Below are 24,253 nucleotides of genomic sequence, written 5' to 3'. Positions count from 1 at the left end.
TGGATGGGGACCAAAACGTAAGAAGGGAGTCGTTGCCTGAGAGTCCTATCTCGAAACTATGGCCCCGGGGGGCTGGGGGGCTATATATCCAGAGCCGGTCCTTTGAAATCGGACCCAAAGGCAACGGTTATCTCTATCGCGTTTTAATACGGCGGATTGGGGCCGCGCCTGAGTCGCGATTTTGTCAGGGTCAGGGTATTTCCGTGCTTTGTCCCCAAAGTTGTTCATCCCGTTCATTTGGCCGAAGAACCGCAAGTTTTTTGACGTCACTCTTGCATTCGCTGTCCGTTAGCGCGATCCTCCATCATCAACGATTGGACGGCGCCGTTTGAGCGAGACAACCGACCCGATAGTTTTTCGCCCGCGCTCAGCGGGCACGCCTGGATCGCCCGATCAGCATTCGGAGCCAGGCCGACGAACCACATTCGATCGCTACGAACTCACAGCCATTCTCGATCTCTACGGCCGCAAAGTCGCCTCGGGCGCTTGGCGCGACTACGCCATCGACCTGCTGCGCGACAAGGCCGTCTTCTCCGTCTATCGCAAGGCCAGCGAATACGCGCTCTATCGCATCGAGAAGGATCTGCGCCTAGCGCGCAAACAGGGCGCCTACAGCGTCATCGCGGCCGGCGGCCTCATCATGAAGCGCGGCCACGACCTGAAACGCGTGCTGAGCGTCCTCGAAGACCGCCCCGACGTCGTAAGCTTTTAAACCTCTTCCGCCGCTTCCGGCCGGCCTACCGAACAGAATCTCAAGAACTCCCACGCCTCGCGGCCGGCTCCCCGCAGGGGAGTCGCGAGGCGCCGACAAAAAATACGCAAACAAAAAAGGCCCCGGAATCCGGGGCCTTTCTCAATTTGATTTCTCGCTCTTAGTTGCGATTCGCCATTCCCAACAGGTTCAGGATGTGGATGAAGAGCGTGATGAATGAGCCGTAGAGCATGAAGGCGCCGAAGATCGACGACCGCTTCAGCTGCTCTTCGCCACCATACTGGGCGTTCTCGATGTACATCGACTTGATCGCCTGCGTTTCAAACGCCGTGATGACCGAGAAGAGCAGCACGACGACGGCCGAGATACCCATGCTCACCGTCTTGCTGGTGCCGGGATCGGTGATGAAGAAGAAGCTGCCGAGCATGACGACGATCAGGCCGATCGACGCCATCGACAGGAAACCGCTCCAGCCGGTCATGTCCTTCTTCGTGGTGTAGCCGATGAGGCTCGTGACCGCGAACATCGCAGCGGCGATGAAGAACGCCTGACCGACGAGGCCAGCCATGCCGGTCGAAACGTAAAGCGAGACCATCGGAGCGATCAGTGCGCCCCAAGCCGCGCAGTAGAGCCAGTAGGCGCCATGCGCCATTGCCGTGCTACCGCCGAAGAACAGGCGGGGAGCGAACCAGCCCAGGCCCATGACCACTGCAAATAGCACCCACTTCATGGGGCCCAGTGCAATTGAAGCCATAACCTGCGGGTTGGCCATCAGAAGCATGACAATGGCCGCCGTTCCGGCTACGCCGAGCGCCATGTAGTTGTAGGTGCCGAGCATGAACGAGCGCAGCCCCTGGTCGATCGCGCCAGATGTCCGCGCGCTGCCGTACGGGCTATTTGGTCGCGAAAAAACTTCAGCCATGGTCCTCGAATCCTCGTGTTATCCGGCGAACTGCCGGTTCTGCGTAGAATATGATCCTGCCGCCGAAGCCTTTCAAGGTCCGGAAACCAAAAGCAGAATGCTTTTATTCTGAACGCAGGTAACCTGCAGGCGGAGCCTTAAGGATCATCCACGTTCCGATCCCACCGAACACCGCAATCATAGCCGCTGCAACCCCGAGCGTCACGAAAACGGCATTGAGCGAAAAGACATAATCCAATTCCATCACGCGGGTAACGGCAACCCAAGCGATGACGCTGCCGAGCAGAATGGCGATGAGCGCCGCAATCACGGCCAGCAAGGCATATTCCCAGGCGTGCGCCATGAGAATCTGCCGCCGCCGTGCCCCGATCGTCTTCAGGATCACGGCTTCGAGGATTCGCCGCCGCTGCGCCGTTACGAGCGCGCCTGCTAAAACGAGCGCGCCCGCCGTCAGGGTCACGCTACCTGCAACTTGAACCGCCACCATCACTTTCGCGAAGATCTTGCTGAACTGATCGATTGCGTCGCGAACGCGAATGGCGCTGACCGACGGATAGGACCGGCCGATATCGCGCACCATGCGGGTTTCGACATCCGCCGCCGTTCCCGGCGGCAGGCGCACCGTCGCGAGCAGATTATGCGGCGCCGCCCGCAGCGTGTTCGGCGAGAACACCATGATGAAGTTGAGGGCGATGCTCTCCCACTTCACCTCGCGCAGGCTTGCGACCTTCGCCGTGATATTCCGTCCGAGCACATTGATCGTCACGCTGTCACCGAGCCCGAGGCCGAGTTTTTTCGCGATTTCGCCCTCGAACGACACGAGCGGCGCCCCGGAGTAATCTTTCGCCCACCAGGAACCGGCGGTGAGTGCCGAACCTTCTGGAATGCTGCCGGAATAACTCAGGCCACGGTCGCCGTTCAGTACCCACTGGGTATCGGATGGAAACTTGAGATCCTCGACCGGCGTACCTTTGATCGCGACGATCCGGCCGCGCAGCATCGGCGCTTCGACCAGTGACGTGCCCGGCGCGTCTTGCGCGATGCGCGCCTTCAACCCATCGAAATCTCCGGGCGGAATGTCGAGCAGGAAATAATCCGGCGCTTCCTCAGGCAAGCGGTCGCGCAAATCCGCCACCAGTGAAGCATTCGCAAGTGCCACCACGACGAGCAGCGAAAGGCCGGTCCCGAGCGACAGCACGACAGAACGCGTCAGCCCGTCAGGCGAACCGATGTTGCGCAACGCCAGTCCCAATTCCGGCCGCGACGGACGCGGCAGGCGACGCGCCATCCGCGCCAGAAATCCACCGAGCCAGCCGAATACGACCAGCATGACGACCAGCCCGGCAAGAATCCAAAGCGCAATCGACCGTGGCTCCGACGTCATCACCGCGATCGCGACCAGCGCCGCACCGAGCGCCGCCATCAACACGATCAGCGATGTTCGCGGCCGACCGCCGGATCCGTTAATGCTGTCGCGAAAGAGCACTGTCGCGGGCACGTTTTCCGCTCGTCCCAACGGCCAAAGCGCAAACAGCAACGCAACGAGCGCACCATAGAGCGCCGCGAGTCCCAGACTGAGCGGCGAGACCTCGACATTGATGCGCACGGGCAGGAGATCGCCGTAGAATTCGTCGATGATCGACGGCACCGCAACGCCCAGCGCCAACCCAATGGCAATACCGACCGCGCTCATGATGACGAGCTGCACCAGGAATATGCCCATGATCTGCGATCCCGAAGCACCGATACTTCGAAGTGTCGCGATCACCTTCATCCGCTTGTCGATGAACGTCGAAACCGCATTGGCAATGCCGACGCCGCCGACCAGAAGCGACGCGAGCCCAATCAGAATTAGAAACTGCCGCAACCGGTCGAGTGCCCGGCTGATCTGCGGCGACGGATCATAACGATCGTTGCTGGTGTAGCCGCCGGTCGGAAGTTTTTCGGCAACCGATTTGCGCAAATTCGAAAGCGCTCCACGGTCGCTTGGCGCACCCGCCGGCAACTTAATTGCATAGCGCCAGCGAATGAGCGTGCCGGGCTTGATGAGATCGGTTTTTTCAAGCGTCGCGAGTGACACGAACACACGCGGGCCATAGGTCATGCGGTCGACGATGGCATCCGGCTCGTTATCGAGAATGCCTTTAATCACGACATTTTCGGAGCCGATGCGCATCTCATCGCCGATCTTGAGACCGAGCCGATCAAGCAACATGGCATCGGCGACAGCGCCCTGTCCGGAAAGCGCTTCGGCAAATGTGCCGCCGCTCTTCAGCGTTACCGTCCCTGCGAGCGGATAAGCGCCATCGACGCCTTTCAACTCCGCCAGCGCCTGATCCGAACCGTCGGTACGCCGCGCCATCGTTCGCATCGTTGCCGTTTCGCTCACCCGCCCGAGACTGTGAAACAGCTGCTGATCCTCGGACGTGCCGCGAACATGCATCCGCGCGAACACGACATCGCCGCCGAGGATCGCCTCGCCCTGTTTCGTCAGTCCGGCGCGCAGCGCATCGGCCAGCGCGCCGACGGCCGCGATCACCATCACGCCCAGCGCCAGACAGGCGATGAAAATGCGAAAACCATCGAAACCATTGCGAATTTCGCGCAAACCGAGACGAACGATGGTGAGAACACTCGCGCGCTTCGGCTGAGCCGCGCCGTCCAAATTCGAGAGTGCCGTCACGACGAAACCGCGCGCATAGCGGGTTCCGTCCTCTCGTCGGCGACGATTGCGCCGTCCGTCATGCGGATCACGCGATCGGTCATCGCCGCAAGCTTGTTGTCATGCGTGACGATCACGAGGGTCGCGCCGCGCCGCTCGCGCAGACCGAACAACAGCTCGATGATCTGCTTGCCCGTCCGTCCGTCGAGATTGCCTGTCGGTTCGTCCGCGAACAAAATGTCTGGCGACCGGCTCAATGCACGCGCAATCGCAACGCGCTGCTGCTCACCGCCCGAAAGCTCCGCTGGAAAATGATCGACGCGGGCACTTAGGCCGACTTCCGCTAGCAGATCGCGCGCCGTCTCGAAGGCCTTCGTTTCGCCCGCAAGCTCCATCGGCAGGGCGACGTTTTCCAGCGCCGTCATCGTCGGCACGAGATGAAACGACTGGAACACGATGCCCATGTCGGCGCCGCGCAGCACGGCCAGATTATCTTCCGACAGCGATCCGAGATCGCGCCCCGCGACCGTAATGCGCCCGCTTGTCGCCCGTTCGAGGCCCGCCATCGTCATCAGCAGCGAGGTCTTGCCCGATCCTGATGGCCCGACGATCGCCGCCGATTGCCCGCGCGGAATCGCAAGCGACACGCCACGCAGGATATGTACTGGCCCGGCGCGGCTCGTTAAGGTCAACTGCACATTGTCGAGTTTAATGATCGGATCGCTCAAGCTAAGATGCCCTGCCTTGTCGTGGCTGATGTGTGTCGTATCGGACTTGTGCCGCACACATTGAGCCTCTACGTCAGCTCATGAAATGTGTGATGTGTGGGGCCGAAAGATGAACGCTAAAGCTTCCCGCGCCCCAATTCGGGTTTCTGGCTGGATTGCGAAGATCGCCTTTCGCGTGATGATCTGTGCCGGGATGATGGCTCCGCTCGTAACCTCTGCAACTGCCGTGTCGTCGCGCCCGCTGACGATCGTCGCCTTCGGCGACAGTCTGACGGCCGGTTACGGCGTCAAAACCAGCGACTCCTTCCCGGCCCAGCTTCAGATGGCGCTTCAGGCCAAAGGACACAAGGTCACCGTAACGAATGCCGGCGTTTCGGGCGATACGACGTCGGGCGGACTGGAACGCCTCGACTGGGCGCTCGATCCCAAACCCGACGCGGTCATCATGGAGCTTGGCGCCAACGACGCGCTGCGCGGTATCGACCCGAAAGTCCCGCGCGAAAACCTCGACAAGATGCTGGCCGATCTCAAAGCCAAAGGCATTCCCGTTCTGCTCACCGGCATGAAAGCGCCGAACAATTGGGGCGACGATTACGCCAAAAAATTCGATGCGATCTTTCCGGATCTCGCAAAAAAATACGACGTTCCGCTCTATCCGTTTTTTCTCGAAGGCGTCGCGCTCGATCCCTCATTTACGCAACCCGATGGTCTGCATCCAACGGCCAAAGGCGTTGCCGAAATCGTGAAACGCATTCTGCCTGACGTCGAAGCGCTTATCGCGCGCATCGAGCAAAGTGAGACAACAGCAAAAGGGGCCGCGCCTTAAGCCCCGCATACGAGCAAGGACATCCTGAAATGCCCCGCTTGTTTACGGCCATCGAACTGCCTGACGATATTTGCGACGAGCTGCATCGGTTGCGTATGCCTCTTCCCGGCGCACGCTGGATCAAACCCGAGAGCTACCACATCACGCTGCGGTTCGCGGGCGACATCGGCAACGTCCAAGCTCGCGAGTTTGCCGACAACCTCGCCCGCATCGAACCTGACGGCTTCGAGCTGCGCTTGTCCAGTCTTGGCGTCTTCGGAGGTGACGATCCGCATTCGATCTGGGCGGGCGTCGAACCCAAACCTGAACTCGAAGACCTCGCCCGCGCCCATGAGAAAGCTGCGCGCAACGCCGGTCTTGCGCCCGATACGCGGGCCTTCAAACCGCATGTCACGCTCGCCCGCCTGAAGCATTCGAACGTCGATGCCGTTGCCCGTTACTTGTCGCGCTACGGCGGCTATCGCTCGGAGCCGTTTTTCGTTGCACGAACATTGCTGATGTCCTCGCGCCCAAGCGTCGGCGGCGGCCCGTACGGCGTCGAAGAACGCTTCCCGATGCGCGGCATGGGCTTCCTGGCAGATGAGGGCGAAGGCGACGTGAGCTGGTAACGCGCGACCGCGTCAGCTCATCGTCAGCACGATCTTGCCTGTGGCCTCGCGGCGGTCGAGCACACCCAACGCCGACACGATGTCTTCGAGCGGATACGTCGCCTGAACGCGCGGCTTGAGCCGCCCCTCGCGTACCCAGTCCAAGACGCGAACCATATTGGCGCGATGCCCGGCCGGATTACGCGCCACGGCTTCGCCCCAGAAAACGCCTGCGATCTCCGCGCCACGCAACAGCAGCAGGTTGAGCGGAATTTTTGGAATTTCACCCGCCGCAAACCCGACGACCAGAAAGCGCCCCTCCCACGCCAAAGCCCGCACGAGCGGTTCGGATGCCTCTCCGCCGATACAATCGTAGACGACGTCCGCGCCGCGACCGCCAGTGAGGTTGCGAACTTCCGTTTTGAGATCCGATCCGGGAAACAAGATCACCTCGTCGGCCCCGGCAGCCTTGGCGATTTTCGCTTTTTCATCCGATGACACGACCGCGATGACGCGCGCGCCCATCAGCTTCGCGATCTCGGCGGCCGCCTGCCCAGCGCCACCTGCCGCGCCGGTCACGACGACCGTTTCTCCGGCTTTCAGTTGGCCGCGATCCGCGAGCCCATGAATCGCCGTGCCGTAGGTCACCGAAAGCCCGGCCGCGACCGCCATCGGCACCCCATCGGGAATGGGCACCAGCTTACCGACATCAACCGCGATGTTTTCCGCCGCCCCGCCCCAATTGACGTAGGCCATCACCGGCTGTTCCACGTGAATCCCGAGTTCGTTCGGCCCCACGCTCCCGACCACCCCCGCAATCTCGGCCCCCGGCGAGAACGGCAGATCCGGCTTGAATTGATATTTGCCGCGCGTAATCAACGTATCGGCGAAATTGAGACCGACTGCCGCAACCCGGACAATCGCCTGGCCGTCGCGCGGCACCGGCTTCGCCAGCGTCTCGATAACGAGGCCGTTCGGCCCATCAAGGCTCTTGCAAAGAGCTGCCTTCATATGTGACGTCCCTCGCGCTGCATCTCTCTCTGACACACACGAGCGGAACCCAATGTCAAGAAAAGCGACCACATGGCCGCCGCATCCGAAAGGCTATTTCGCTATCGGCGCCGAACGCATGTCGAAGTCGCTCAATCTCGGCAACCTGATGCGCTCGGCCCATGCTTTCGGGGCAAGCTTTACCTTTACCGTTGGCGCCACCTACAAAGCCGCTGAGGCCTACGCCGACACGTCCAAAAGTCAGTTGCATTTGCCGCATTACAATTGGTCCTCGCTCGACGAGATGGCTCTGCCCGGCGGCTGCAAGCTGGTCGGCATCGAGCTGCTCGACGATGCGATAGATCTGCCGAGCTTCCGCCATCCGCTGCGCGCGGCTTATGTGCTGGGACCTGAGCTCGGCTCGCTGTCCGAACCGCTGATCGAACGCTGCGACTATGTCGTCAAGATCCCGACAGCCTTTTGCGTCAATGTTGCGATGGCCGGCGCTATCGTGATGTATGACCGCATTAAATCGCTGGCTCGGTTCGCCGATCGGCCGATCGGCGAGGGGGGACCTTGAATGCCGAATGTCGGGAAGACCTTAGCTATTCTCTTGTTGGTTGCCGCAGTACCCGGCGGAGGAGCATTCGGCGCCGAGCAACAGATGACGCGCGTCAACACCTATGGTGCCTGGTCGTTGATGACCGACACCGCCGATCCGCATCTTTTCTGTTTTATCACCAGCGAGCCGACAGCAAGCCAATCGGGGAGCGTCAATCGCCAGTCGCCTCGGGCCTACATTTCCGCTTGGCCGAAAGACGGCATTCGCGCCGAAGTCAGCTTCCGTATGGGCTTCCGCATAAAGAAAAACACACCGGGCATGGCGACCGTAAGCCCCGCAGGTTTTCGGCTCTTCGGTTCCGGCGACCGCGTTTACGTCTCCGATTCGACCCGCGAGCTGAAGCTCGTCGAAGCCATGCGCAAAGGCAGCACTATGACCGTCGCGGCGACGCCCGCGAGCGGCGCGACGGTTACAGATACCTATTCTTTGAGCGGCATCGGACAGGCCCTGCAGAAACTCCAGCAAACCTGTTTCTGAACTTACACGCGATGGCGCGCACGCAAATGCACGTAGATGGCGCCCTCGCCGCCGTGCTGAATAGCAGCCGTCGTAAAGCTGACGACAATCGCGCGCAAATCCGGTTCTTCCAACCAACGCGGCACATTGCGTTTCAACACGCCGCGCTCGCGATCTGCTTCACCGATGTGTGACGCCTGCGAACCCAGCGCCTTGCCCTTGCCGGTGATGATCAGAACGTAGCGCAGGCCCCGCGCCTGACAGCTCAGCAGAAATCGCCGTAAAGCCGCATGCGCCTCGTGCTGGCGCATGCCGTGCAGATCGACCCGCGCTTCGATATCGAGACGGCCGCCGCGAATTTTCCGTACGCTGTTGCGATCGAAAAGTGCCAGCTCTGGTGCTGTCGTGCGCGACGGCTTGACGGCGGGCGCTTCAACCGGCGCCGCATCCGCGCGATGCTTGCCCGTGACGCGCTCGACGCGCGCTGGGGCTTTCGGCTTGACGTGCCCGAGTTTGACGGCCTCGCTGGCGGGATGAAAACGGCCTTTGGCACGCTTCAGCGGCTCGATCGTTGCCGCCGCGTAGTGCCAAACCTCATGATCGTCATCGCCGGTCGATCCGCCTTTTTTGGCGCCGGGCCCTTGCCGCTTCTTCACGGCTCCATGCTCGCAGTCTTCGGGTCTGGAACCGCCGGGATGCCATAGTCAGTGCTGGTTTCATTCGGCAGCAATGCATAGAGATGACCGGGTTGCTTCGTGACGCCGGCCCGCCGCCCGGCCTCGGCACCCGAACCGAAATAGATGTCCCCGCGCTCAGTGCCCTTGATCGCCGAGCCGACATCGTGCGCAACCATCAAGCGGCGAAAAACCTTCGACGTCGTGGCGTGCGTGATCCGCGGCGCATCGACATAGATCGGCGTTCCAATCGCGTAGTACGTTGTATCGACGGCGAGGCTCCGTCCGGTCTGCAGCGGAATGCTCATGACACCCATCGGCGCCTTCGCCTCATTGCCTAAAAGCTCCTTGAAGAAGACGTAGGACTTGTTCTTCCACATCACGGGTTTAGCGCGATCTTTGTCTGCTCGAAGATAGCTCTTCAGCGATTTAAGCGACATCTCCTCGGCCGTCATTTGACCGTCGGCGATTAGCGCTTTTCCGATGGATGTGTAGGGATAGCCGTTTTTGCCGTCGTAGGTCACGCGCACTTTTTCGCCGTTCGGCAGTTGGATGCGCCCCGACCCCTGCACCTGCATGAAAAAGACGTCGACCTGATCCTTGAGATACATGAGTTCAAGCCCATGCCCTGCGAGACCGCCCTCCTCGATCTCGGAGCGCGTCAGATGCGGCTCAAGGCCCTTCGCAGTCTTCCGCTGATGCGTGAAAGACCCCGACTTCGCCCCGCGCTCGCTTTCCGCCACCACGTTCACGAGATCGGGCGGACGCTTGTAGATCGGAATCTTATAGATCGCCGTCGGTGTCCGCGATCCTTTGATGACCGGCTCATAATAGCCTGTCAGCAGACCTTCGCTGTCACCACCGCTAATACGATGCGGCCGGAAGTTCGCTTCGAAGAACTGCCGCGCTTCGCTGCGCGTACGGATGGATTTCGTTTTCGACAGTTCGAGCGCAGTCGAGCAAATGTCGAGAAGGGCCTGCGGTTCTCCGGCGCTCCCTGATTTAGCAGGACGGGCACCCGCGCGCAGGACCGGCTTGCACGAAGCTAAAAAAGCCTTCCACGCCGCCAGATGGTCGTCCACCGCCCAGCCGGGAAGCTCACTGAACGCCATAGGCTCGAACGTAACAGCACTCGGCGGCATCGCGGGCGAAGCTTGGGTTTGAGGTGGCGGAGACGAAGGGTCGGCCAGCGCTGTCTGACCATCAAGGATAAGATTATGGGACAGAAACACCAGCACGGTCGCCATCGCAAGACGGCTGACCAGTAAAAATCTCGGGTGATACGCACACTTGGTCACAAGGCGCCCCCCGGTGCCCGACCCACGCAGTCCTCAACGACCTCTTACTCCGTGCGCGGTATACACCGCCCCTCAGAAAAGCATGTACCGCTTAATCGTGACTTAATTTGGCGCCTGCGTCGCGACGAGCCGCCAATTCGGGTTGCTCCGCGCCTTCGCCGTCGACACATCACGGCTGAACGTCCAGATATCCGTCACGTCTTTGATCTTCTGCGCATCGCCCGCGATGACCTGACCGGCCTTGTCACGCGTTGCCGAGATCAGTTCGCTCATGAAGCGCACCGTCACAGACGCGACGCCGTTTTTGACTTCGGCTTCGACGATCTCGGCCTTTTTGATGCCGACAAACTGCTGCTCGATCGTCTCCCCACGCGCTTCGCGGTCGGCGATCGCGGTGGTAAATCCGTCATAAACTTCCTTGCTCAGAAGGTCTTTCAAGGCCCGGCGATTGCCCTCGGCGAACGCCGACACGATCATCTCGTAAGCCCGTCCGGCGCCCGCCACGAACGACTCGGGATCGAGCGAGGGGTCGAGCTTCGCAATATCGAGCAAGCCAGCCGTGACGGCCGGATCCTGTACCGGATAGGCGCGAATTTTTGCTTCGACGCTCGGACCGGACATTTCCGGCGCCGGAACAGGCGGCATGGGTTCCCGGTCGCGGCGCGGCATCGCGATGACGTCGGCCGACGCCGTTTCGGTCGCCGGACGCTGCGCAGCTTCGCGCTCACGCGTTTTCAGCCGCTCGACGCGCTGCTCGTCCTCATCGGTGCGATGGCCAAGCACGCTCCTGAGCTTGATGATCGCAGCAACCGCGACGACAAGAGCAATCAGCGTTATGAGATCAAATTGGCCGTACATTCTAAAGGTCAGCGCTCCGGTGGGGGACAAGGACAGAGATGCCGACGGGCACCCGGATTGCCGCAACCCTATCACCTATCTAAGGCTGCGGACGGACGTTTTGAAGATGGCAGCTATAGCACCTTAAGGTTGCCGCGTCTGCCGTCCATCTTTCGGCCTGCGAATGTGACGTTGCCTCATGGTAAGCGCCAAGAGCAACGCAAATAGTGTTGAAACGTCCACCCCCGTGTCGGGAAGGTGTGTGGCCGCTGACATGCAACCGCGCTAAGGTGTCGCGTTCGTTAGGTAAGAGCATATGTCTCAACCCTTGAAAATCGCCCTGGTCCTCGCGTTCGCAGCCCTTCCGTTGCTGGAAATCGGGCTGCTGATCCGTGTTGGCCAGCTCATCGGCATCTGGTGGCTCGCGGCGATCATTATCGGCACCGGCATTCTCGGCACGTATGTCATCCGCCGCGTCGGTCTTTCTGTTTTCGAACGTGCCCTGTCGCGCTTGGGATCCGAGCGGGAAGGTTTCTCGCCCCTCTTCGATGGCTTTCTACAGGTTCTCGCCGGGCTGCTTCTGATCTTTCCCGGTCTCATTGCCGATTTCTGCGGCTTGATCCTGCTCGTGCCGCCGATCCGCCGCATCGTCATCCAAACCGGCCTGCTGAAGCTCGTCACGCTGTTCCACTATCAGGCTGAGGTCAGCCGCGAGACGTTTCGCGCCAGAGACGATGTTCCGCCCGCCGATGCCGACGGCATCGTGATCGAAGGCGAATATGAACGCGTCAGCGAGCGGCCTATGCGCCCGGGCAGATCCGTCCAGCCGCGCCGGTCCCGCTCGTAGCGACACGCGTTTCGGGAAAGCCTTGCAAGCGCATTTGATTGCGTCACCCAGATCGACGTGCTAGCGACCCCGCATCAAAATTTAAGCATCGCGACGCCGCGGGAGGGGAGCCATGGCCGACAACGAAAACAATGGAAACGGCGCAGCGAACGACGGGCAGGTTCCGATCCAAGCCAAGATCGTCAACCAGTACATCAAGGATCTCTCGTTTGAGAATCCGAACGTTCATAAGCTGATTGCCGGCGCCGGCGATCAGCCGAACCTTCAGGTCGAGGTCAACGTCGCCGCCCAGCGCATCAACGGCGATCTCTACGAGACCGCAATCGAGTTCAAGGCGACCGCAACGAACAACCTCGGCACTATCTACGTGCTCGAAACGGTCTACGCTGGACTGCTGAAAATCGACAGCATTCCCGATGGTGCGCTTGAGCCGTTCCTTCTGATTTCCGGCCCGGCGATGATCTTCCCGTTCCTGCGCCGTCTCGTCGCCGACATCACCCGCGAAGGCGGTTTCCCGCCACTGCTTCTCGATCCGATCGACTTCGGCGGCCTTTACGTTCAGCGCCAACGTCAGCGCGCTCAATCGACCGGCCGCGCGGACGCCTGATCGACGTCACGCCGACGTTTTATTCCAAAAGTTGAGCCAAAGCGCCGGCGTCTTCATTTTCTCGATAAACGACTGGTGCGCGGCGATGTCGGCCTCGCCAATGCGCGGCGGTAGCGGCTCCGGCCGAACCGCCGCGAGAGTGCGCCCTGCGCCGGGCCGCATGCCGTTTGCTTTCGCGCCGACGGTCTGCAATCCGAGCGCCGCCTGACGTTCGCCGAGCAGCTCGACGTAAACTTCCGCCAGCAGCAAACTGTCGACAAGCGCGCCATGCTTCGTGCGCACGGAATTGTCGATGGAATATCGTTTGCACAATCCGTCGAGCGTATTCGGGCCCGCCGGATGGCGACGCCGTGCGATCGCGAGCGTATCGACCACGCGATCGAAGCTGATCGGCTTCTCACCGACGAGCCCCAGCTCGTAATTGAGAAACATGATGTCGAATTGCGCGTTGTGAATGACGAGAACGTCATCCGCCAGAAACGCTAGCAGATCGCGCGCCACGTCCTTGAACAGCGGCTTGTCGAACAGGAACTCCGTCGCGATCCCGTGAATCTCTTGCGCTTCCCTCGGCACGTCGCGCTGCGGATTGATGAAACGATGAAACTCGCGTCCCGTCGGAATGCGGTTGATCATCTCGATACCGCCGACTTCAATCAGGCGATGACCCTTTTTCGGATCGAGGCCCGTTGTTTCCGTGTCGAGAACGATTTCGCGCATTCTGGTCCTTCAAGCCTGGCGTCAATCGCGCCAGAACTGCTCGTAGGCCGTGGCGCTCAAGGCCGGTAGTTTAGTGATGACGACGTCGATTTGGCTGTTGCAGTTTTCGACCGATCCGCTGGTGTCCACAACGAAATCGGCGCGGATCTGCTTTTCGGCTTCCGAAAGCTGTCGTGCCACCACGGTTTCGAATTTTTCGTCCGTCATTCCCGCACGTGCAAGCACCCGCGCGCGCTGAACCTCACGCGAAGCGGTAACGACGATGATCGCATCGACATGCTCATCGCGCCCGGCTTCGAGAAACAGCGGCACTTCGAGAACGGCAAGCTCCGAACCATGGTTGTATTCGGCTTGCAGGAATTTGCGCTCAGCCTCATGCACGCGCGGATGCACGATGGCCTCAAGCTCTTTGAATCGATGTGGTGCAGCGATGAGATGTTCGGTGAGTTTGGCGCGATCGACGGCGCCGTTCGTCAGCGATCCCGGAAACGCCTTTTCGATTTCCTCAGCCAGCGGCCCGGCATAAAGCCGATGCACCTCCGCGTCGGCATCGAACACGGCGATCCCCCGCGCGCGAAACCGCGCTGCGGCTGTCGATTTGCCCATACCGATCGACCCGGTCAGTCCCACGACGCGCATTCATCCCTCGCGAATATGGTCAGCAACGAGGGCATAAAGCTCGGAGGAAACCTCAGGCCGGACCCCGAACCATTTTTCAAATCCGGGAACAGCCTGATGGAGCAGCATGCCGAGACCGTCGACCCCCACCAATCCATGCGTGCGCGCGGACTTTAAGAGCTGAGTTTCCAACGGGACGTAAACAAGATCGGCGACAACAGCGTCCTTTTTCGCAGAGCGGAAGTCGATCTCGGGGTCACCAACGCCGTTCATACCGAGAGTTGTCGTATTAACGATAAGAGATGCTTCCCCGACGTGATTATTCCGGACATCCCACGCCCACGCCGACACCCCTGCGCCGAAGTGCCGCGCAATGTCTTCCGCCCGATCGAGGGTCCGGTTGAAGACGCGAATATCGCTCCGCCCGCTGTCTAAAAGGCCGTAGACGACCGCCCGCGCCGAGCCGCCCGCACCAAGCACCAGAACCGGCCCATCGACCGCGCACCAACCCGGCGCACGCCAATCAAGATTGGCCATGAACCCGTAGGTATCGGTGTTCGTGCAAGCGAGCGCATCGCCCTCGAACCAAAGCGTGTTCGCGGCGCCGATCGCCACCGCGGACGCATCCTTGATGTCTGCCGATCCGAACGCGCGCTCCTTATGCGGAACGGTGACGTTGCAGCCGAGGAAACCGCGCTCTTTCATCGTGGCAAGAAACGTCACGAGATCTTTCGGCTCGACAGGCTCCTTCGTATAGAAACCTTCGATCCCATACTTGCGTAGCCAATAGCCGTGAATGAGCGGCGATCGCGACTGCGCAATCGGCCAGCCGATGACACATGCTTTCTTCATGCCGTGATCATCTCTTCATCACGCAGACGCTGCAGCAGCGGCAACAGCGGAATACCGAGGATCGTGAAATAATCGCCCTCGATCCGCTCGAAAAGCTGCACGCCGGTGCCTTCGAGCTCATAGCATCCGACGCTCGCCAACGCCCGATCCCCCATGCGTTCGAGATAGGCCCCTAGAAACTCGTCGGAGAAATCGCGCACCGTCATTCCGGCGACCGCCAGCGTCTGCCAGTGCACGACGCCGTTGCGTGCAAGCGCCACAGCAGAAACGAGATCGTGCGTGCGTCCGCGCAGCATCGTCAAATGCTCGCGCGCTTCCGGCATCGTCTCGGCCTTGGAAAAAATCTTGCCGCCAAGCACCAGAACCTGATCGGCGCCGATCACCAATGCTTCCCGGTGCAGTTCCGACACGGCGCGGGCTTTCTCGGCTGCCAGCACGCTCGCGATATCGCTCGCTTCGGCCCCCATTGTTTCTTCGAGAATAGCTGTGCGAATGGCGGCTTCGTCGATTTGCGCTGGAACGACATCGAACGTCAGGCCAGCGGCTTCGAGCAATGCTTTGCGCGCCGCGCTTCCAGACGCGAGCACGAGGCGCGTTGATTCAGGCATTGGACGGTTCTACCTCCGGTCGCGTACCGGATTTCCGGTCTTGCAAAAGTTTCAGGATCATCGTGGCTGATTCCTCGATCGAACGACGCGTCACGTCAATGATCGGCCAGCCGTGTTGTGCCGCAAGTTTTCGCGTATACGCAATCTCCGCTGAGATCGTATCGCGATCGACATAGGTTTCGAGATCGCGGTCGGCCATCAGAATTGCGCGATTGCGGCGCACGTCGGCAATGCGATCGACGTTCGCGATCAGACAGACGATGAACGCCGTATGCGGCTGCAACAATTGTTCCGGCAACGGCACTTGCGGCACCAGCGGCAAGTTCGTGGTCTTGTAACCGCGCTGGGCAAGATAGAGCGACGTCGGCGTCTTTGATGTGCGCGAAATACCGAGCAGCACGATATCGGCGTCATCGAGGTTGTCGGGCAGCCGGCCATCGTCATGCGCCATGGTGAAATTCATCGCGTCGATGCGGCGGAAGTAGTCGGCATCGAGCACGTGCTGGCCTGCGACTGTCGGCGTCTGCGGTGCGCCAAGATAGCTTTCGAAAACTTTCATGATCGGTTGCAAAACGGCGAGGCACGGAATCTTGAGTCGCTGACAATGCGCTTCAAGCTCGGCCACCAGCGTCGTATTGACGATGGTATAGAGAACGATGCCGGGCTCCTCCTCGATATCGGCCAGCACGCGTTTCAATTGCCGCTGCGTTCGCACCAGCGGATGCACATGCTCGATGGCGCGAATGTTTTGATACTGCACCGTCGCCGCTTTTGCGATCGCCACCAGTGTTTCACCGGTCGAATCCGAGACGAGATGCATGTGAAAAAGGCTCGGCAGCGTCATGGCGATGATCTCTCGAAAACGACGCCCGGCGGCATGTTCAAAACTCGCATGTTATCCCCTGCCCCCGTGGACGGCCCATCGGTTGAGAGAACAACTGTCCCCTCGCCCACGGCGATACCCACATCCTGGCAAAAGGGAAAGATGTTGTTCAGCGAATGGCCGTCCAAAGGAACAACCATGCTCTCCTGGCCTCGTCTGCCCGTTATTAACAGGATGTCCCTTCGGGTTGGTGGCACACATTACCTGCAAGGCCTTGATTAATGGGGGTCTTAAGGCCCTATTGCGCCAGCCGTCCCACAAGCGCTACGCCTCGTGCTACACGATCCGGCAATGGGATACCTTGTGGATGACGCGTGGATCGCTAACCGATCCCCGATCCTCCCCGGCCTAAGAGTCAAAAAAATAAGCTTCAAGAAAATTTATCTGATCTGAAGTGAAGGGAAGAACGAAGGTGCGCGACCTGAAATCCGAACTGCTCGAGAAGCGCTTCCTGCAACCGTTTGCGAGCAAGGCCGTGTTACCGCCTCCGGTCTGGCTGATGCGGCAAGCCGGCCGCTACCTGCCGGAATACCGCCAGGTCCGCACCGAAGCCGGCAGCTTCCTCGATCTCTGCTACACGCCAAAGCTTGCCGCCGAAGTGACGTTGCAGCCGATCCGTCGTTTCGGCTTCGACGCCGCGATCCTGTTTTCCGATATTCTCGTCGTGCCCGATGCGCTGGGCCAGAGCGTTCGCTTCGCCGAAGGCGAAGGTCCGCGCCTTGATCCGATCAAATCCGTTGCTGGTCTCGCCCGACTCGCCCTATCGAACACCAACGACAAGTTCGCGCTCGTTTGCGAAACGGTCCAGCGGCTCAGCGAAGCACTGCCGCGCGAAACAGCTTTGATCGGATTTTGTGGGGCACCGTGGACCGTCGCGACATACATGGCCGAAGGCAAAGGTTCGTCGGACCAGGCAGCGGCACGAGGCTGGGCCTATCGCGATCCGGCAGGCTTTCAGCAACTCATCGACATCCTGACGGAAACATCGATCGTTTATCTCACGAGGCAAATTGAAGCCGGCGCCAATGCAATCCAAATTTTCGACAGTTGGGCTGGAAGCCTTGCCGAAAACGAATTTGCGCGCTGGGTCATCGCGCCGACCGCCCGTATCGTCAGCGCAATTCGAGAACGCTTCCCCGCTGTTCCGGTCATCGGCTTTCCGCGCGGCGCCGCGGCTTCGCTGCAAACCTACATCGACGGCACGAACGTCGAGGGCGTCAGCTGCGACACCTCCTGCCCGCTGAGCGTGATGCAGACGATCGCAAAAACAGGCAAAGCCGTGCAAGGCAATCTTGATCCGCTGCTGCTCGTGGCGGGTGGCGATGCCCTCGACCAGCGTGTCGATACGATTTGCAGAACGATGGCTGGGCTGCCGTTCGTCTTCAATATCGGACACGGCATCGTTCCGGAGACACCGCCGGACAATGTTGCGCGGCTCGTCGCGCGTGTGCGCAAAGCGTCGTGAGGCAGGTCATGGCAGAGACAACCAGCGGACGAACTGTAGCCATCCGCGCCGGCGTCGCCCTTGCCATCACAGCGATTGCAGCCGCCGCGATGATGCTGATTTTCGGCGACGCCGCGTACCTCTGGATCAAGGCTCTCCACGTCATCGCGATCATCGCCTGGATGGCGGGCATGCTCTATTTGCCGCGCCTCTTTGTCTATCATGCCGATACGCCGGTCGGTTCGCCTCAGTCTGAGACTTTCAAGGTCATGGAGGCGCGCCTCCTCAATATCATCACGACGCCTGCGATGGTGGTGGCCTGGGTCCTGGGTCTATGGCTGGCCTGGCAGGGTGCTTTCTGGTCGGCGCCTTGGTTGCATGCAAAATTGGCGCTTGTCCTTGCGCTTTCCGGGTTGCATGGCTACCTCTCTGCTGCCACCCGCGCCTTCCGCGAAGACCGGAACACGAAACCAGCGCGCCACTGGCGAATCGTCAACGAGATCCCGACCGTACTGATGATCGGGATCGTCATCCTTGTGATTGTAAAGCCGTTTTGACACTTTCCAGATCGGTGCCGATCTGCTATACAAGCCGTGTCCTCATTGGATTTTGGCAGACGGCACGTTTCGACGTTTTAATGCGTCAACGCTCGCTGGGTTATGACGGGGCGCCCGCCTCGTCGCCGTTGTGCCAGGCTCATTCACCCCACCTCACCACCCGATTCCGCTGACATGCGGCGCTCCGTGGAGTTCTTTTTCAATGAAGCAAATGAAGCTCGAGGATTTGAAGCGGAAGTCTCCCGCTGAGCTCGTCACCTTCGCCGAAGAGGCTGGTGTCGAGAATGCCTCGACCCTGCGCAAGCAGGAATTGATGTTCGCGACGCTGAAGCAGCTCGCGACGCAGGAGACTGAAATTACCGCGACGGGCGTCGTCGAAGTTCTGCAGGACGGCTTCGGCTTCCTGCGCTCGCCGGAAGCAAACTATCTTCCTGGCCCCGACGACATCTATGTCTCGCCCTCGCAGATCCGCCGCTTTGCCCTCCGCACCGGCGACACCGTCGAAGGCCAGATCCGCTCTCCCAAAGAAGGTGAGCGCTACTTCGCCCTTCTCAAGGTTTCGAACATCAATTTCGAAGACCCCGAGAAGGCGAAGCATAAGAGCCACTTCGACAACCTGACGCCGCTCTATCCGACAAAGTGGCTGAAGCTCGAAATCGAAGACCCGACAATCAAGGATCTGTCCCCGCGTGTCATCGACATTGTTTCGCCGATCGGCAAAGGCCAGCGCGGACTGATCGTGGCGCCGCCGCGAACCGGCAAGACAGTTCTTCTTCAGAACATCGCGCACTCGATCTCGGTCAATCATCCGGAGTGCTACCTGATCGTTCTTCTGATCGATGAACGGCCGGAGGAAGTCACCGACATGCAGCGCTCGGTGAAGGGCGAGGTGATCTCGTCCACATTCGACGAGCCGCCCTCACGCCATGTCCAGGTTTCGGAGATGGTCATCGAGAAGGCTAAACGTCTCGTTGAGCATAAGCGGGACGTCATCATTCTTCTGGATTCGATCACGCGCTTGGGTCGCGCCTACAACACCGTGGTGCCGTCATCCGGCAAGGTGCTCACCGGCGGTGTCGACTCGAATGCGTTGCAGCGGCCGAAGCGCTTCTTCGGTGCGGCTCGCAACATCGAAGAAGGCGGCTCGCTGACAATCATCGCGACGGCGCTCGTCGATACGGGTTCGCGTATGGATGAAGTCATCTTCGAAGAGTTTAAAGGTACCGGCAACTCGGAAATCATTCTGGACCGCAAGGTCTCCGACAAGCGCGTCTTCCCGGCGATCGATGTGGCCCGCTCGGGCACCCGCAAGGAAGACCTGCTCATTCCGAAGGATCAGCTCAAGAAGGTCTATGTGCTCCGCCGCATCCTCAACCCGATGGGCACCATGGACGGCATCGAGTTCCTCATCGACAAGCTGCGCTCGACCAAGACCAATGGCGAGTTCTTCCAGTCGATGAATACATAAGCAGATACAACGATTCACGTGAAAAAGGCCGCTGCATCCAAGCGGCCTTTTTTCGTTGCGCTTGCAGTTCCCTTCAAGCCTGCCCGAAGTGGCGGGCGACGATCCGGCCCACATCCGCCAGCATCGGATCCCGGTCCGCAGGCTTCGCCGCGACACCGGTCGAATAGGCTGCGACCAGCAACGGCTTTTTATTTGGCCGCTGAATGATGGCGACGTCATTGGCCGTTCCGTTCGCGCCGCTTCCCGTTTTATCACCGCTGATCCACCCCGCTGGCAGATCCGCTGGAATCCGCCGCGCTGCTGTCTTGCAGCCGTTCAGCCAGCCTAGAAGTTGCGTCCGTGCGTTTGCCGACAGCGCATCACCTAGCACCAGCGCCTTGAGATCAGCGAGCATCGCAGCTGGCGTTGTGGTGTCACGCGGATCGCCGGGAATGCAGGTGTTGGCGTCGGGCTCGAACCGATCGATCCGTGTCACCTCATCGCCCAGAGAACGAACGTAGCGTGTCGCGCCGTCTGGCCCGCCGACCGCTTTGAGAATGAGATTGGCGGCCGTGTTGTCACCGTATTCAATCGCGGCCGCGCAGAGATCGCTCATCGTCATGCCGCCATTCCCGACGGCTGTCTTCGTCACCGGCGCATAATCGAGAAGATCGCTGGCCTGAAAGGGAATCCATCGGTCCAGCCGCTCAGAACCTTTGTCGACGTTGTGCAGAACGGCGCCGACGATCAGAAGTTTGAATGTGCTGCACATCGGAAAGCGCTCGTCGGCACGATAGGCCATGCGCTCGCCCGATCCGGTATCGACTACCGCCACGCCGAGCCTGCCGCCGTACTGTTTTTCCAAACCCGCGAACGCGTTGTCTTCCGCATGTGCAGGCTGGCTTGCGGTGAGCGCCACCGTCCCGAGAATGAAAGCGCGGCGATTCAAGACACCCCCGAACAACGTAATGATCGGTGCCGTCACTGACGAACATCTGTCGCCAAAAGATGGCGGCCCGCGATCCGCTTTTCGGGCGCCACAATGATTCACGTGAAATAAAAAAGCCGCCCAAAATGAGCGGCCTTTTCGATATTGTCACCGTCACGACGAAAACGTTCACTCCGCCGCGTGCAGCACCTGATCGCGCGCTTCCTGCGCCGGCGTTTTGGTTTTGGCCTTCCTGGCCTTTTCTTCTTCCGCCAAACGCTTGTAGCGCTCCGGCTCACCTTTGCCCGGCACGTAGACCCACGGCAGGATCATCTGCTCCCAAAGACTCTTCGGAAAATTCGGCAGTTCGTCGACGCCCAAATCCTTCGACGTCACTTCGCGCGACAGCTTCTCGGCGTAGGTCCCGAACAGCCGGTCCCAGATGCTCAGGAGCATGCCGAAGTTGCAATCGCCTTCCGTGCCCCAGTTGACATGGTGCATATGGTGCGCGCGTCCGATGGCCAGATGCTTCTCCAGCGGACCGAGGTAGGCATCGACGTTTGAGTGCTGAACGATCAGCGTCACCGAAATCAAGAAGCCGAGCACGACCGCGACGGACGCCGGCATACCGATGATGACGAGCGGCATGTTGCCGACGATCATGTCGATCGCCTGATGCAGCGGATGGCGAATAACGCCGTTGTAGCCATAGAGCCGCCCGACGCCGTGATGCACGGCATGCAGCCGCCACAGCAGCGGCAGGCGATGGCTGAGGTAGTGCATGAACATGAACGAGAAGTCGGCGACGACGAACGCGATCAAGACCTGGCCCCACATCGGCCACTGCGTCGGCCAAAGGCCCTGGAACGGGAACAGCCAGCAGATCACCGGGATCAGCAGAACGCCGTTGATCGCTCCCAGCTCATAGAGAGCGATATGGCCAGTGTTGGTCAGCATGTCGCCGTGGGATTCGTTGTCGTTCCACTCCGGGAAGAACGGCGCAATCCGCTCGGCGAGCAGAGAAGTTGCATAAGCTACGATGAGTAGCGGGAAAATCAACGCATACGCCCATGTTTTCCCTTCCGCGATGACCAGCTGGCTCACCACCCAATAGGCGGCGCCCGTCAGGCCAAGCATCATGAAGGGGATATAGCCGTAACGTACGGCCGTTCTGAGAATTTTCATTGGGCTGCCTTTCTCGACACCCTGTGTATATCGCTGGGAAGATACTCCAGCCAAGCGTTTGCTCTGTGAGACCTTTCAACGCGGTAAAAATTGACAGCGATCAATAGTTTAGCTGCGTGCGATCAGAAGTTCTTTACGTAATTCTTGAGCATCCTGAACCGGCATTCCGCACACGGGCCCGACGCAAACGTAAGCCGTTGATTTCCCGCCAATGCTTGCCTTACCCGCCAGCGCCGACCCTTCCGTGAAAGAGCCGGTCTCCGAAATGAAGCTCACCGCGCCGGGCACTGAAATGTTCGTGAGCGCCTTTTGCAGATCAGACCTGCCTTCTCCGATCACGGCAACTTGAACAAGGCGGCCGAGGTCAAACCCGGCGGCGATCAGACCGCAGTGCCCTGTGGGCGCCCGCGCGACGGCACCCGAAAACACCCGCGTGAGTTCCGCTGCCCTGTCGTCGTATGTGAGGTCGCCCGTCATAGCTGCGAGCGTGATAAGGTTCGACAGCTGAATCGCATTCGCGCTCGGTGTCGCATCGTCGGATGCCGACTTCAACCGAACGACGACGTCGCTGGTATCATCGGCCGCCGTGAAGTAGCCGCCGCTATCGCCATCCCAATAATGCGTATCGAGCACCGCGGCCCAGCGCTGGGCCTGGCTGAGATAGCGGTCCGATGACGTCGCCTCGTAAAGGCGCAGCGCCGCCCAGATCATGTTGGCGTAATCGGATGCCGTCGCCGGAGCCTTCGCAAGGCCGCCGCGATAGGAATGATAGAGACGGTCGCCGCCGGCTGAAAGCTTCGTCGCGACACACGTGAAAGCCGCTTCCGCCATTCCAAGCCATTCCGGCTGATCGAAAACAATAGCGGCGCGCGACATCGCCGCGATCATCAACCCGTTCCAATCCGCGAGGATCTTGTCGTCCCAGCCCGGACGCACACGCCCGGCCCGGCGGGTCAGAAGCTTCGCGCGCATTTCGCTAAGACGCGCCTCCGCTTCGTCGGAAGAGAAGCTTTGCGATTCGAGCCGATTGAGGATGGTGGGGCCTTCGATGCGGCCCGAAGCTGTGATCGCAGCATGCTCGCTGAAGTTTCCATCCCGCGTGACACCATAGACCTTGCCGAAGATCGCAGCGTCCTCCGGCCCGAGCACGTCAACGATCTCCTTCTTGTGCCAGACGTAGAATTTGCCTTCCTCGCCTTCGCTGTCGGCATCGAGAGACGCCGCAAAACCACCCGCTTCGCCGATCATTTCGCGCTTCAGCCAGGCGACCGTCTCGGCAATGCGGATCTTGAACAGCGGGTCTTGCGTCTCGCGCCAGACCTCCGTGATCAGGTCGATCAACAGCGCGTTGTCGTAGAGCATCTTTTCGAAGTGCGGCACGAGCCAGAACGGATCGACCGAATAGCGTGCGAAGCCGCCCCCGAGATGATCGTAGATGCCGCCCTGGCAGATGTTCCGCAGCGTCGTGATGACGGCTTGCTTCGCATCCTCATCGCCGAAGCGCATCGCGCCGCGCCACAGCAGCCAGAAGATGTTCCATTGCGGAAATTTCGGCGCGCCATTGATGCCGCCATGGTCGCGATCGACCGCGCGTGTGATCCGCGCCACGAGATCGGGAACGTCGGGACCAGCCTCGACGCGGTCCGTCGTAGACGCTTCTTCTTTCAGCGCCGCAACGAGCGCTTCGGTGTTCTTGGCGACATTCTCCGGCTGGCTCTGATAGGCCTCGGCGATGCGCAGAAGTACCGTCACGAACGATGGCCGGCCGTAGCGTGATTCACGTGGAAAGTAGGTGCCGCCCCAGAACGGTTTCGCCTCGCTGTCGAGGAACATCGTCAGCGGCCAGCCGCCTTGTTCGCCGAGCCGGTGAAGCGCGCCCATGTAGATCGCGTCGATGTCCGGCCGCTCCTCGCGATCGACTTTGATATTGACGAAGAGATCGTTCATTACCCGCGCCGTCTCGGGGTCTTCGAAACTCTCGTGCGCCATCACATGGCACCAATGGCACGCCGCGTACCCGACCGAGAGCAGGATCGGCTTTCCGGTTCGCTTGGCCTCGGCCAAAGCCTCCGGCCCCCACGCCCACCAGTGCACAGGGTTATCCTGGTGCTGCAGCAGATAGGGGCTCGTCTCGTATTTCAGGCGATTTTCGGACATGTAAGGAATTCAACGGGCGTTAGGAGGAATTGCGAGATCAAGTTGCGGCACGAAGCATCCGCGCGTACGCGAAGCTTATGTCGATAACG

25 protein-coding genes are annotated in these 24,253 nt (G+C 60.4%); 10 read left to right on the top strand and 15 right to left on the bottom strand.

The window, feature by feature from the left end:
* Positions 1–328 precede the first annotated feature (328 nt).
* Positions 329–712, top strand: coding sequence for a DUF2794 domain-containing protein (locus HYPMC_RS21165; protein WP_013950176.1), 384 nt, complete (start codon positions 329–331; stop codon positions 710–712).
* A 160-nt stretch (positions 713–872) separates the two neighbouring features.
* Here HYPMC_RS21165 and HYPMC_RS21160 read toward each other — a convergent pair whose 3' ends face one another.
* The 3 genes from HYPMC_RS21160 to HYPMC_RS21150 form a co-directional block, all read right to left on the bottom strand.
* Positions 873–1,634 (bottom strand): Bax inhibitor-1/YccA family protein, encoded by a 762-nt coding sequence (locus tag HYPMC_RS21160; RefSeq protein WP_013950175.1) that lies wholly within the window; start codon positions 1,632–1,634, stop codon positions 873–875.
* A gap of 103 nt (positions 1,635–1,737) precedes the next feature.
* Positions 1,738–4,317: an ABC transporter permease gene (locus tag HYPMC_RS21155; RefSeq protein WP_013950174.1), complete on the bottom strand. Its 2,580-nt coding sequence runs from the start codon at positions 4,315–4,317 to the stop codon at positions 1,738–1,740.
* Positions 4,314–5,081, bottom strand: coding sequence for an ABC transporter ATP-binding protein (locus HYPMC_RS21150; RefSeq protein ID WP_013950173.1), 768 nt, complete (start codon positions 5,079–5,081; stop codon positions 4,314–4,316). Before HYPMC_RS21150 ends, HYPMC_RS21155 begins: the two co-directional genes overlap by 4 nt.
* A gap of 52 nt (positions 5,082–5,133) precedes the next feature.
* Here HYPMC_RS21150 and HYPMC_RS21145 point away from each other — a divergent pair, with 52 nt between their 5' ends.
* On the top strand, positions 5,134–5,850 hold the full coding sequence (locus HYPMC_RS21145) for an arylesterase (RefSeq protein ID WP_371199526.1): 717 nt from the start codon (positions 5,134–5,136) through the stop codon (positions 5,848–5,850).
* A 29-nt stretch (positions 5,851–5,879) separates the two neighbouring features.
* Positions 5,880–6,458 carry an RNA 2',3'-cyclic phosphodiesterase gene (thpR, locus tag HYPMC_RS21140; RefSeq protein WP_013950171.1) on the top strand — a complete coding sequence of 193 codons (579 nt, stop codon included), beginning with the start codon at positions 5,880–5,882 and terminating at the stop codon, positions 6,456–6,458.
* Between the two features lie 12 nt (positions 6,459–6,470).
* Here the strand turns inward: thpR and HYPMC_RS21135 are convergent, their stop codons facing one another.
* Positions 6,471–7,448 (bottom strand): NADPH:quinone oxidoreductase family protein, encoded by a 978-nt coding sequence (locus HYPMC_RS21135; RefSeq protein WP_013950170.1) that lies wholly within the window; start codon positions 7,446–7,448, stop codon positions 6,471–6,473.
* A gap of 52 nt (positions 7,449–7,500) precedes the next feature.
* Between HYPMC_RS21135 and HYPMC_RS21130 the strand changes: the two genes are divergently transcribed.
* Entirely contained in the window at positions 7,501–8,007 is a 507-nt protein-coding gene (locus HYPMC_RS21130) for an RNA methyltransferase (protein ID WP_013950169.1), read from the top strand.
* On the top strand, positions 8,008–8,526 hold the full coding sequence (locus HYPMC_RS21125; RefSeq protein WP_013950168.1) for an invasion associated locus B family protein: 519 nt from the start codon (positions 8,008–8,010) through the stop codon (positions 8,524–8,526).
* Between the two features lie 2 nt (positions 8,527–8,528).
* On the opposite strand, the gene HYPMC_RS24530 is transcribed toward HYPMC_RS21125, so the two are convergent.
* The 3 genes from HYPMC_RS24530 to HYPMC_RS21110 form a co-directional block, all read right to left on the bottom strand.
* Entirely contained in the window at positions 8,529–9,161 is a 633-nt protein-coding gene (locus HYPMC_RS24530) for a Smr/MutS family protein (RefSeq protein WP_013950167.1), read from the bottom strand.
* A complete protein-coding gene (locus HYPMC_RS21115) occupies positions 9,158–10,477 on the bottom strand; it encodes a murein transglycosylase A (RefSeq protein WP_013950166.1) in 1,320 nt (439 codons plus the stop codon). Before HYPMC_RS21115 ends, HYPMC_RS24530 begins: the two co-directional genes overlap by 4 nt.
* Before the next feature lie 102 nt (positions 10,478–10,579).
* Positions 10,580–11,335: a Tim44/TimA family putative adaptor protein gene (locus tag HYPMC_RS21110; protein WP_013950165.1), complete on the bottom strand. Its 756-nt coding sequence runs from the start codon at positions 11,333–11,335 to the stop codon at positions 10,580–10,582.
* A gap of 295 nt (positions 11,336–11,630) precedes the next feature.
* On the opposite strand from HYPMC_RS21110, the gene HYPMC_RS21105 reads away from it, so the two are divergent.
* Positions 11,631–12,161 carry an FxsA family protein gene (locus HYPMC_RS21105; RefSeq protein WP_013950164.1) on the top strand — a complete coding sequence of 177 codons (531 nt, stop codon included), beginning with the start codon at positions 11,631–11,633 and terminating at the stop codon, positions 12,159–12,161.
* Positions 12,162–12,273: 112 nt separating this feature from the next.
* Entirely contained in the window at positions 12,274–12,768 is a 495-nt protein-coding gene (gene secB, locus HYPMC_RS21100; RefSeq protein ID WP_013950163.1) for a protein-export chaperone SecB, read from the top strand.
* A gap of 6 nt (positions 12,769–12,774) precedes the next feature.
* Here secB and dnaQ read toward each other — a convergent pair whose 3' ends face one another.
* The 5 genes from dnaQ to HYPMC_RS21075 are packed head-to-tail and all read right to left on the bottom strand — an operon-like array spanning position 12,775 to position 16,407.
* Positions 12,775–13,485 carry a DNA polymerase III subunit epsilon gene (gene dnaQ, locus HYPMC_RS21095; RefSeq protein WP_013950162.1) on the bottom strand — a complete coding sequence of 237 codons (711 nt, stop codon included), beginning with the start codon at positions 13,483–13,485 and terminating at the stop codon, positions 12,775–12,777.
* Between the two features lie 21 nt (positions 13,486–13,506).
* Complete coding sequence (coaE, locus tag HYPMC_RS21090) at positions 13,507–14,124, bottom strand: dephospho-CoA kinase (RefSeq protein WP_013950161.1); 618 nt, start codon at positions 14,122–14,124, stop codon at positions 13,507–13,509.
* Positions 14,125–14,955: a shikimate dehydrogenase gene (locus HYPMC_RS21085; protein WP_013950160.1), complete on the bottom strand. Its 831-nt coding sequence runs from the start codon at positions 14,953–14,955 to the stop codon at positions 14,125–14,127.
* Positions 14,952–15,563 (bottom strand): Maf family nucleotide pyrophosphatase, encoded by a 612-nt coding sequence (locus HYPMC_RS21080; protein ID WP_013950159.1) that lies wholly within the window; start codon positions 15,561–15,563, stop codon positions 14,952–14,954. Before HYPMC_RS21080 ends, HYPMC_RS21085 begins: the two co-directional genes overlap by 4 nt.
* Positions 15,556–16,407 (bottom strand): pyruvate, water dikinase regulatory protein, encoded by an 852-nt coding sequence (locus HYPMC_RS21075; protein WP_013950158.1) that lies wholly within the window; start codon positions 16,405–16,407, stop codon positions 15,556–15,558. The genes HYPMC_RS21080 and HYPMC_RS21075 overlap by 8 nt, the downstream gene beginning before the upstream one ends.
* A gap of 451 nt (positions 16,408–16,858) precedes the next feature.
* Here HYPMC_RS21075 and hemE point away from each other — a divergent pair, with 451 nt between their 5' ends.
* The 3 genes from hemE to rho all read left to right on the top strand — a co-directional run bounded on the left by hemE (position 16,859) and on the right by rho (position 19,915).
* The gene (hemE, locus tag HYPMC_RS21070; RefSeq protein WP_013950156.1) at positions 16,859–17,911 is read left to right on the top strand and encodes a uroporphyrinogen decarboxylase; all 1,053 of its coding nucleotides are present in this window, start codon (positions 16,859–16,861) and stop codon (positions 17,909–17,911) included.
* Between the two features lie 8 nt (positions 17,912–17,919).
* The gene (gene hemJ, locus HYPMC_RS21065; RefSeq protein ID WP_029670686.1) at positions 17,920–18,447 is read left to right on the top strand and encodes a protoporphyrinogen oxidase HemJ; all 528 of its coding nucleotides are present in this window, start codon (positions 17,920–17,922) and stop codon (positions 18,445–18,447) included.
* Between the two features lie 202 nt (positions 18,448–18,649).
* The gene (gene rho, locus HYPMC_RS21060) at positions 18,650–19,915 is read left to right on the top strand and encodes a transcription termination factor Rho (RefSeq protein WP_013950154.1); all 1,266 of its coding nucleotides are present in this window, start codon (positions 18,650–18,652) and stop codon (positions 19,913–19,915) included.
* 73 nt (positions 19,916–19,988) lie between these two features.
* On the opposite strand, the gene bla is transcribed toward rho, so the two are convergent.
* The 3 genes from bla to HYPMC_RS21045 form a co-directional block, all read right to left on the bottom strand.
* Positions 19,989–20,879: a class A beta-lactamase gene (gene bla / locus HYPMC_RS21055; protein WP_013950153.1), complete on the bottom strand. Its 891-nt coding sequence runs from the start codon at positions 20,877–20,879 to the stop codon at positions 19,989–19,991.
* Between the two features lie 132 nt (positions 20,880–21,011).
* On the bottom strand, positions 21,012–22,007 hold the full coding sequence (locus HYPMC_RS21050; protein ID WP_013950152.1) for a sterol desaturase family protein: 996 nt from the start codon (positions 22,005–22,007) through the stop codon (positions 21,012–21,014).
* Positions 22,008–22,115: 108 nt separating this feature from the next.
* Complete coding sequence (locus HYPMC_RS21045) at positions 22,116–24,164, bottom strand: thioredoxin domain-containing protein (protein WP_013950151.1); 2,049 nt, start codon at positions 24,162–24,164, stop codon at positions 22,116–22,118.
* Positions 24,165–24,253: the final 89 nt, after the last annotated feature.

Origin of the sequence: Hyphomicrobium sp. MC1 (assembly GCF_000253295.1) — a bacterium.
In the GTDB taxonomy this organism is placed as follows: Bacteria; Pseudomonadota; Alphaproteobacteria; order Rhizobiales; family Hyphomicrobiaceae; genus Hyphomicrobium_B.
Note: the sequence above shows the minus strand (reverse complement) of the source record. Positions and strands in the feature narration are given on the sequence as shown.

Excerpts from the sequence above, each read along its gene's own strand:
- HYPMC_RS21125 (WP_013950168.1), top strand. The coding sequence starts at position 8,008 with ATGCCGAATGTCGGGAAGACCTTAGCTATTCTCTTGTTGGTTGCCGCA.
- HYPMC_RS21110 (WP_013950165.1), bottom strand. The coding sequence starts at position 11,335 with ATGTACGGCCAATTTGATCTCATAACGCTGATTGCTCTTGTCGTCGCG.
- rho (WP_013950154.1), top strand. The coding sequence starts at position 18,650 with ATGAAGCAAATGAAGCTCGAGGATTTGAAGCGGAAGTCTCCCGCTGAG.
- HYPMC_RS21080 (WP_013950159.1), bottom strand. The coding sequence starts at position 15,563 with ATGCCTGAATCAACGCGCCTCGTGCTCGCGTCTGGAAGCGCGGCGCGC.
- HYPMC_RS21075 (WP_013950158.1), bottom strand. The coding sequence starts at position 16,407 with ATGACGCTGCCGAGCCTTTTTCACATGCATCTCGTCTCGGATTCGACC.
- HYPMC_RS21050 (WP_013950152.1), bottom strand. The coding sequence starts at position 22,007 with ATGAAAATTCTCAGAACGGCCGTACGTTACGGCTATATCCCCTTCATG.
- HYPMC_RS21145 (WP_371199526.1), top strand. The coding sequence starts at position 5,134 with ATGAACGCTAAAGCTTCCCGCGCCCCAATTCGGGTTTCTGGCTGGATT.
- thpR (WP_013950171.1), top strand. The coding sequence starts at position 5,880 with ATGCCCCGCTTGTTTACGGCCATCGAACTGCCTGACGATATTTGCGAC.
- coaE (WP_013950161.1), bottom strand. The coding sequence starts at position 14,124 with ATGCGCGTCGTGGGACTGACCGGGTCGATCGGTATGGGCAAATCGACA.
- HYPMC_RS21105 (WP_013950164.1), top strand. The coding sequence starts at position 11,631 with ATGTCTCAACCCTTGAAAATCGCCCTGGTCCTCGCGTTCGCAGCCCTT.
- dnaQ (WP_013950162.1), bottom strand. The coding sequence starts at position 13,485 with ATGCGCGAAATCGTTCTCGACACGGAAACAACGGGCCTCGATCCGAAA.
- HYPMC_RS21130 (WP_013950169.1), top strand. The coding sequence starts at position 7,501 with ATGTCAAGAAAAGCGACCACATGGCCGCCGCATCCGAAAGGCTATTTC.
- secB (WP_013950163.1), top strand. The coding sequence starts at position 12,274 with ATGGCCGACAACGAAAACAATGGAAACGGCGCAGCGAACGACGGGCAG.
- hemJ (WP_029670686.1), top strand. The coding sequence starts at position 17,920 with ATGGCAGAGACAACCAGCGGACGAACTGTAGCCATCCGCGCCGGCGTC.
- HYPMC_RS21135 (WP_013950170.1), bottom strand. The coding sequence starts at position 7,448 with ATGAAGGCAGCTCTTTGCAAGAGCCTTGATGGGCCGAACGGCCTCGTT.
- HYPMC_RS21160 (WP_013950175.1), bottom strand. The coding sequence starts at position 1,634 with ATGGCTGAAGTTTTTTCGCGACCAAATAGCCCGTACGGCAGCGCGCGG.
- HYPMC_RS21045 (WP_013950151.1), bottom strand. The coding sequence starts at position 24,164 with ATGTCCGAAAATCGCCTGAAATACGAGACGAGCCCCTATCTGCTGCAG.
- HYPMC_RS21085 (WP_013950160.1), bottom strand. The coding sequence starts at position 14,955 with ATGAAGAAAGCATGTGTCATCGGCTGGCCGATTGCGCAGTCGCGATCG.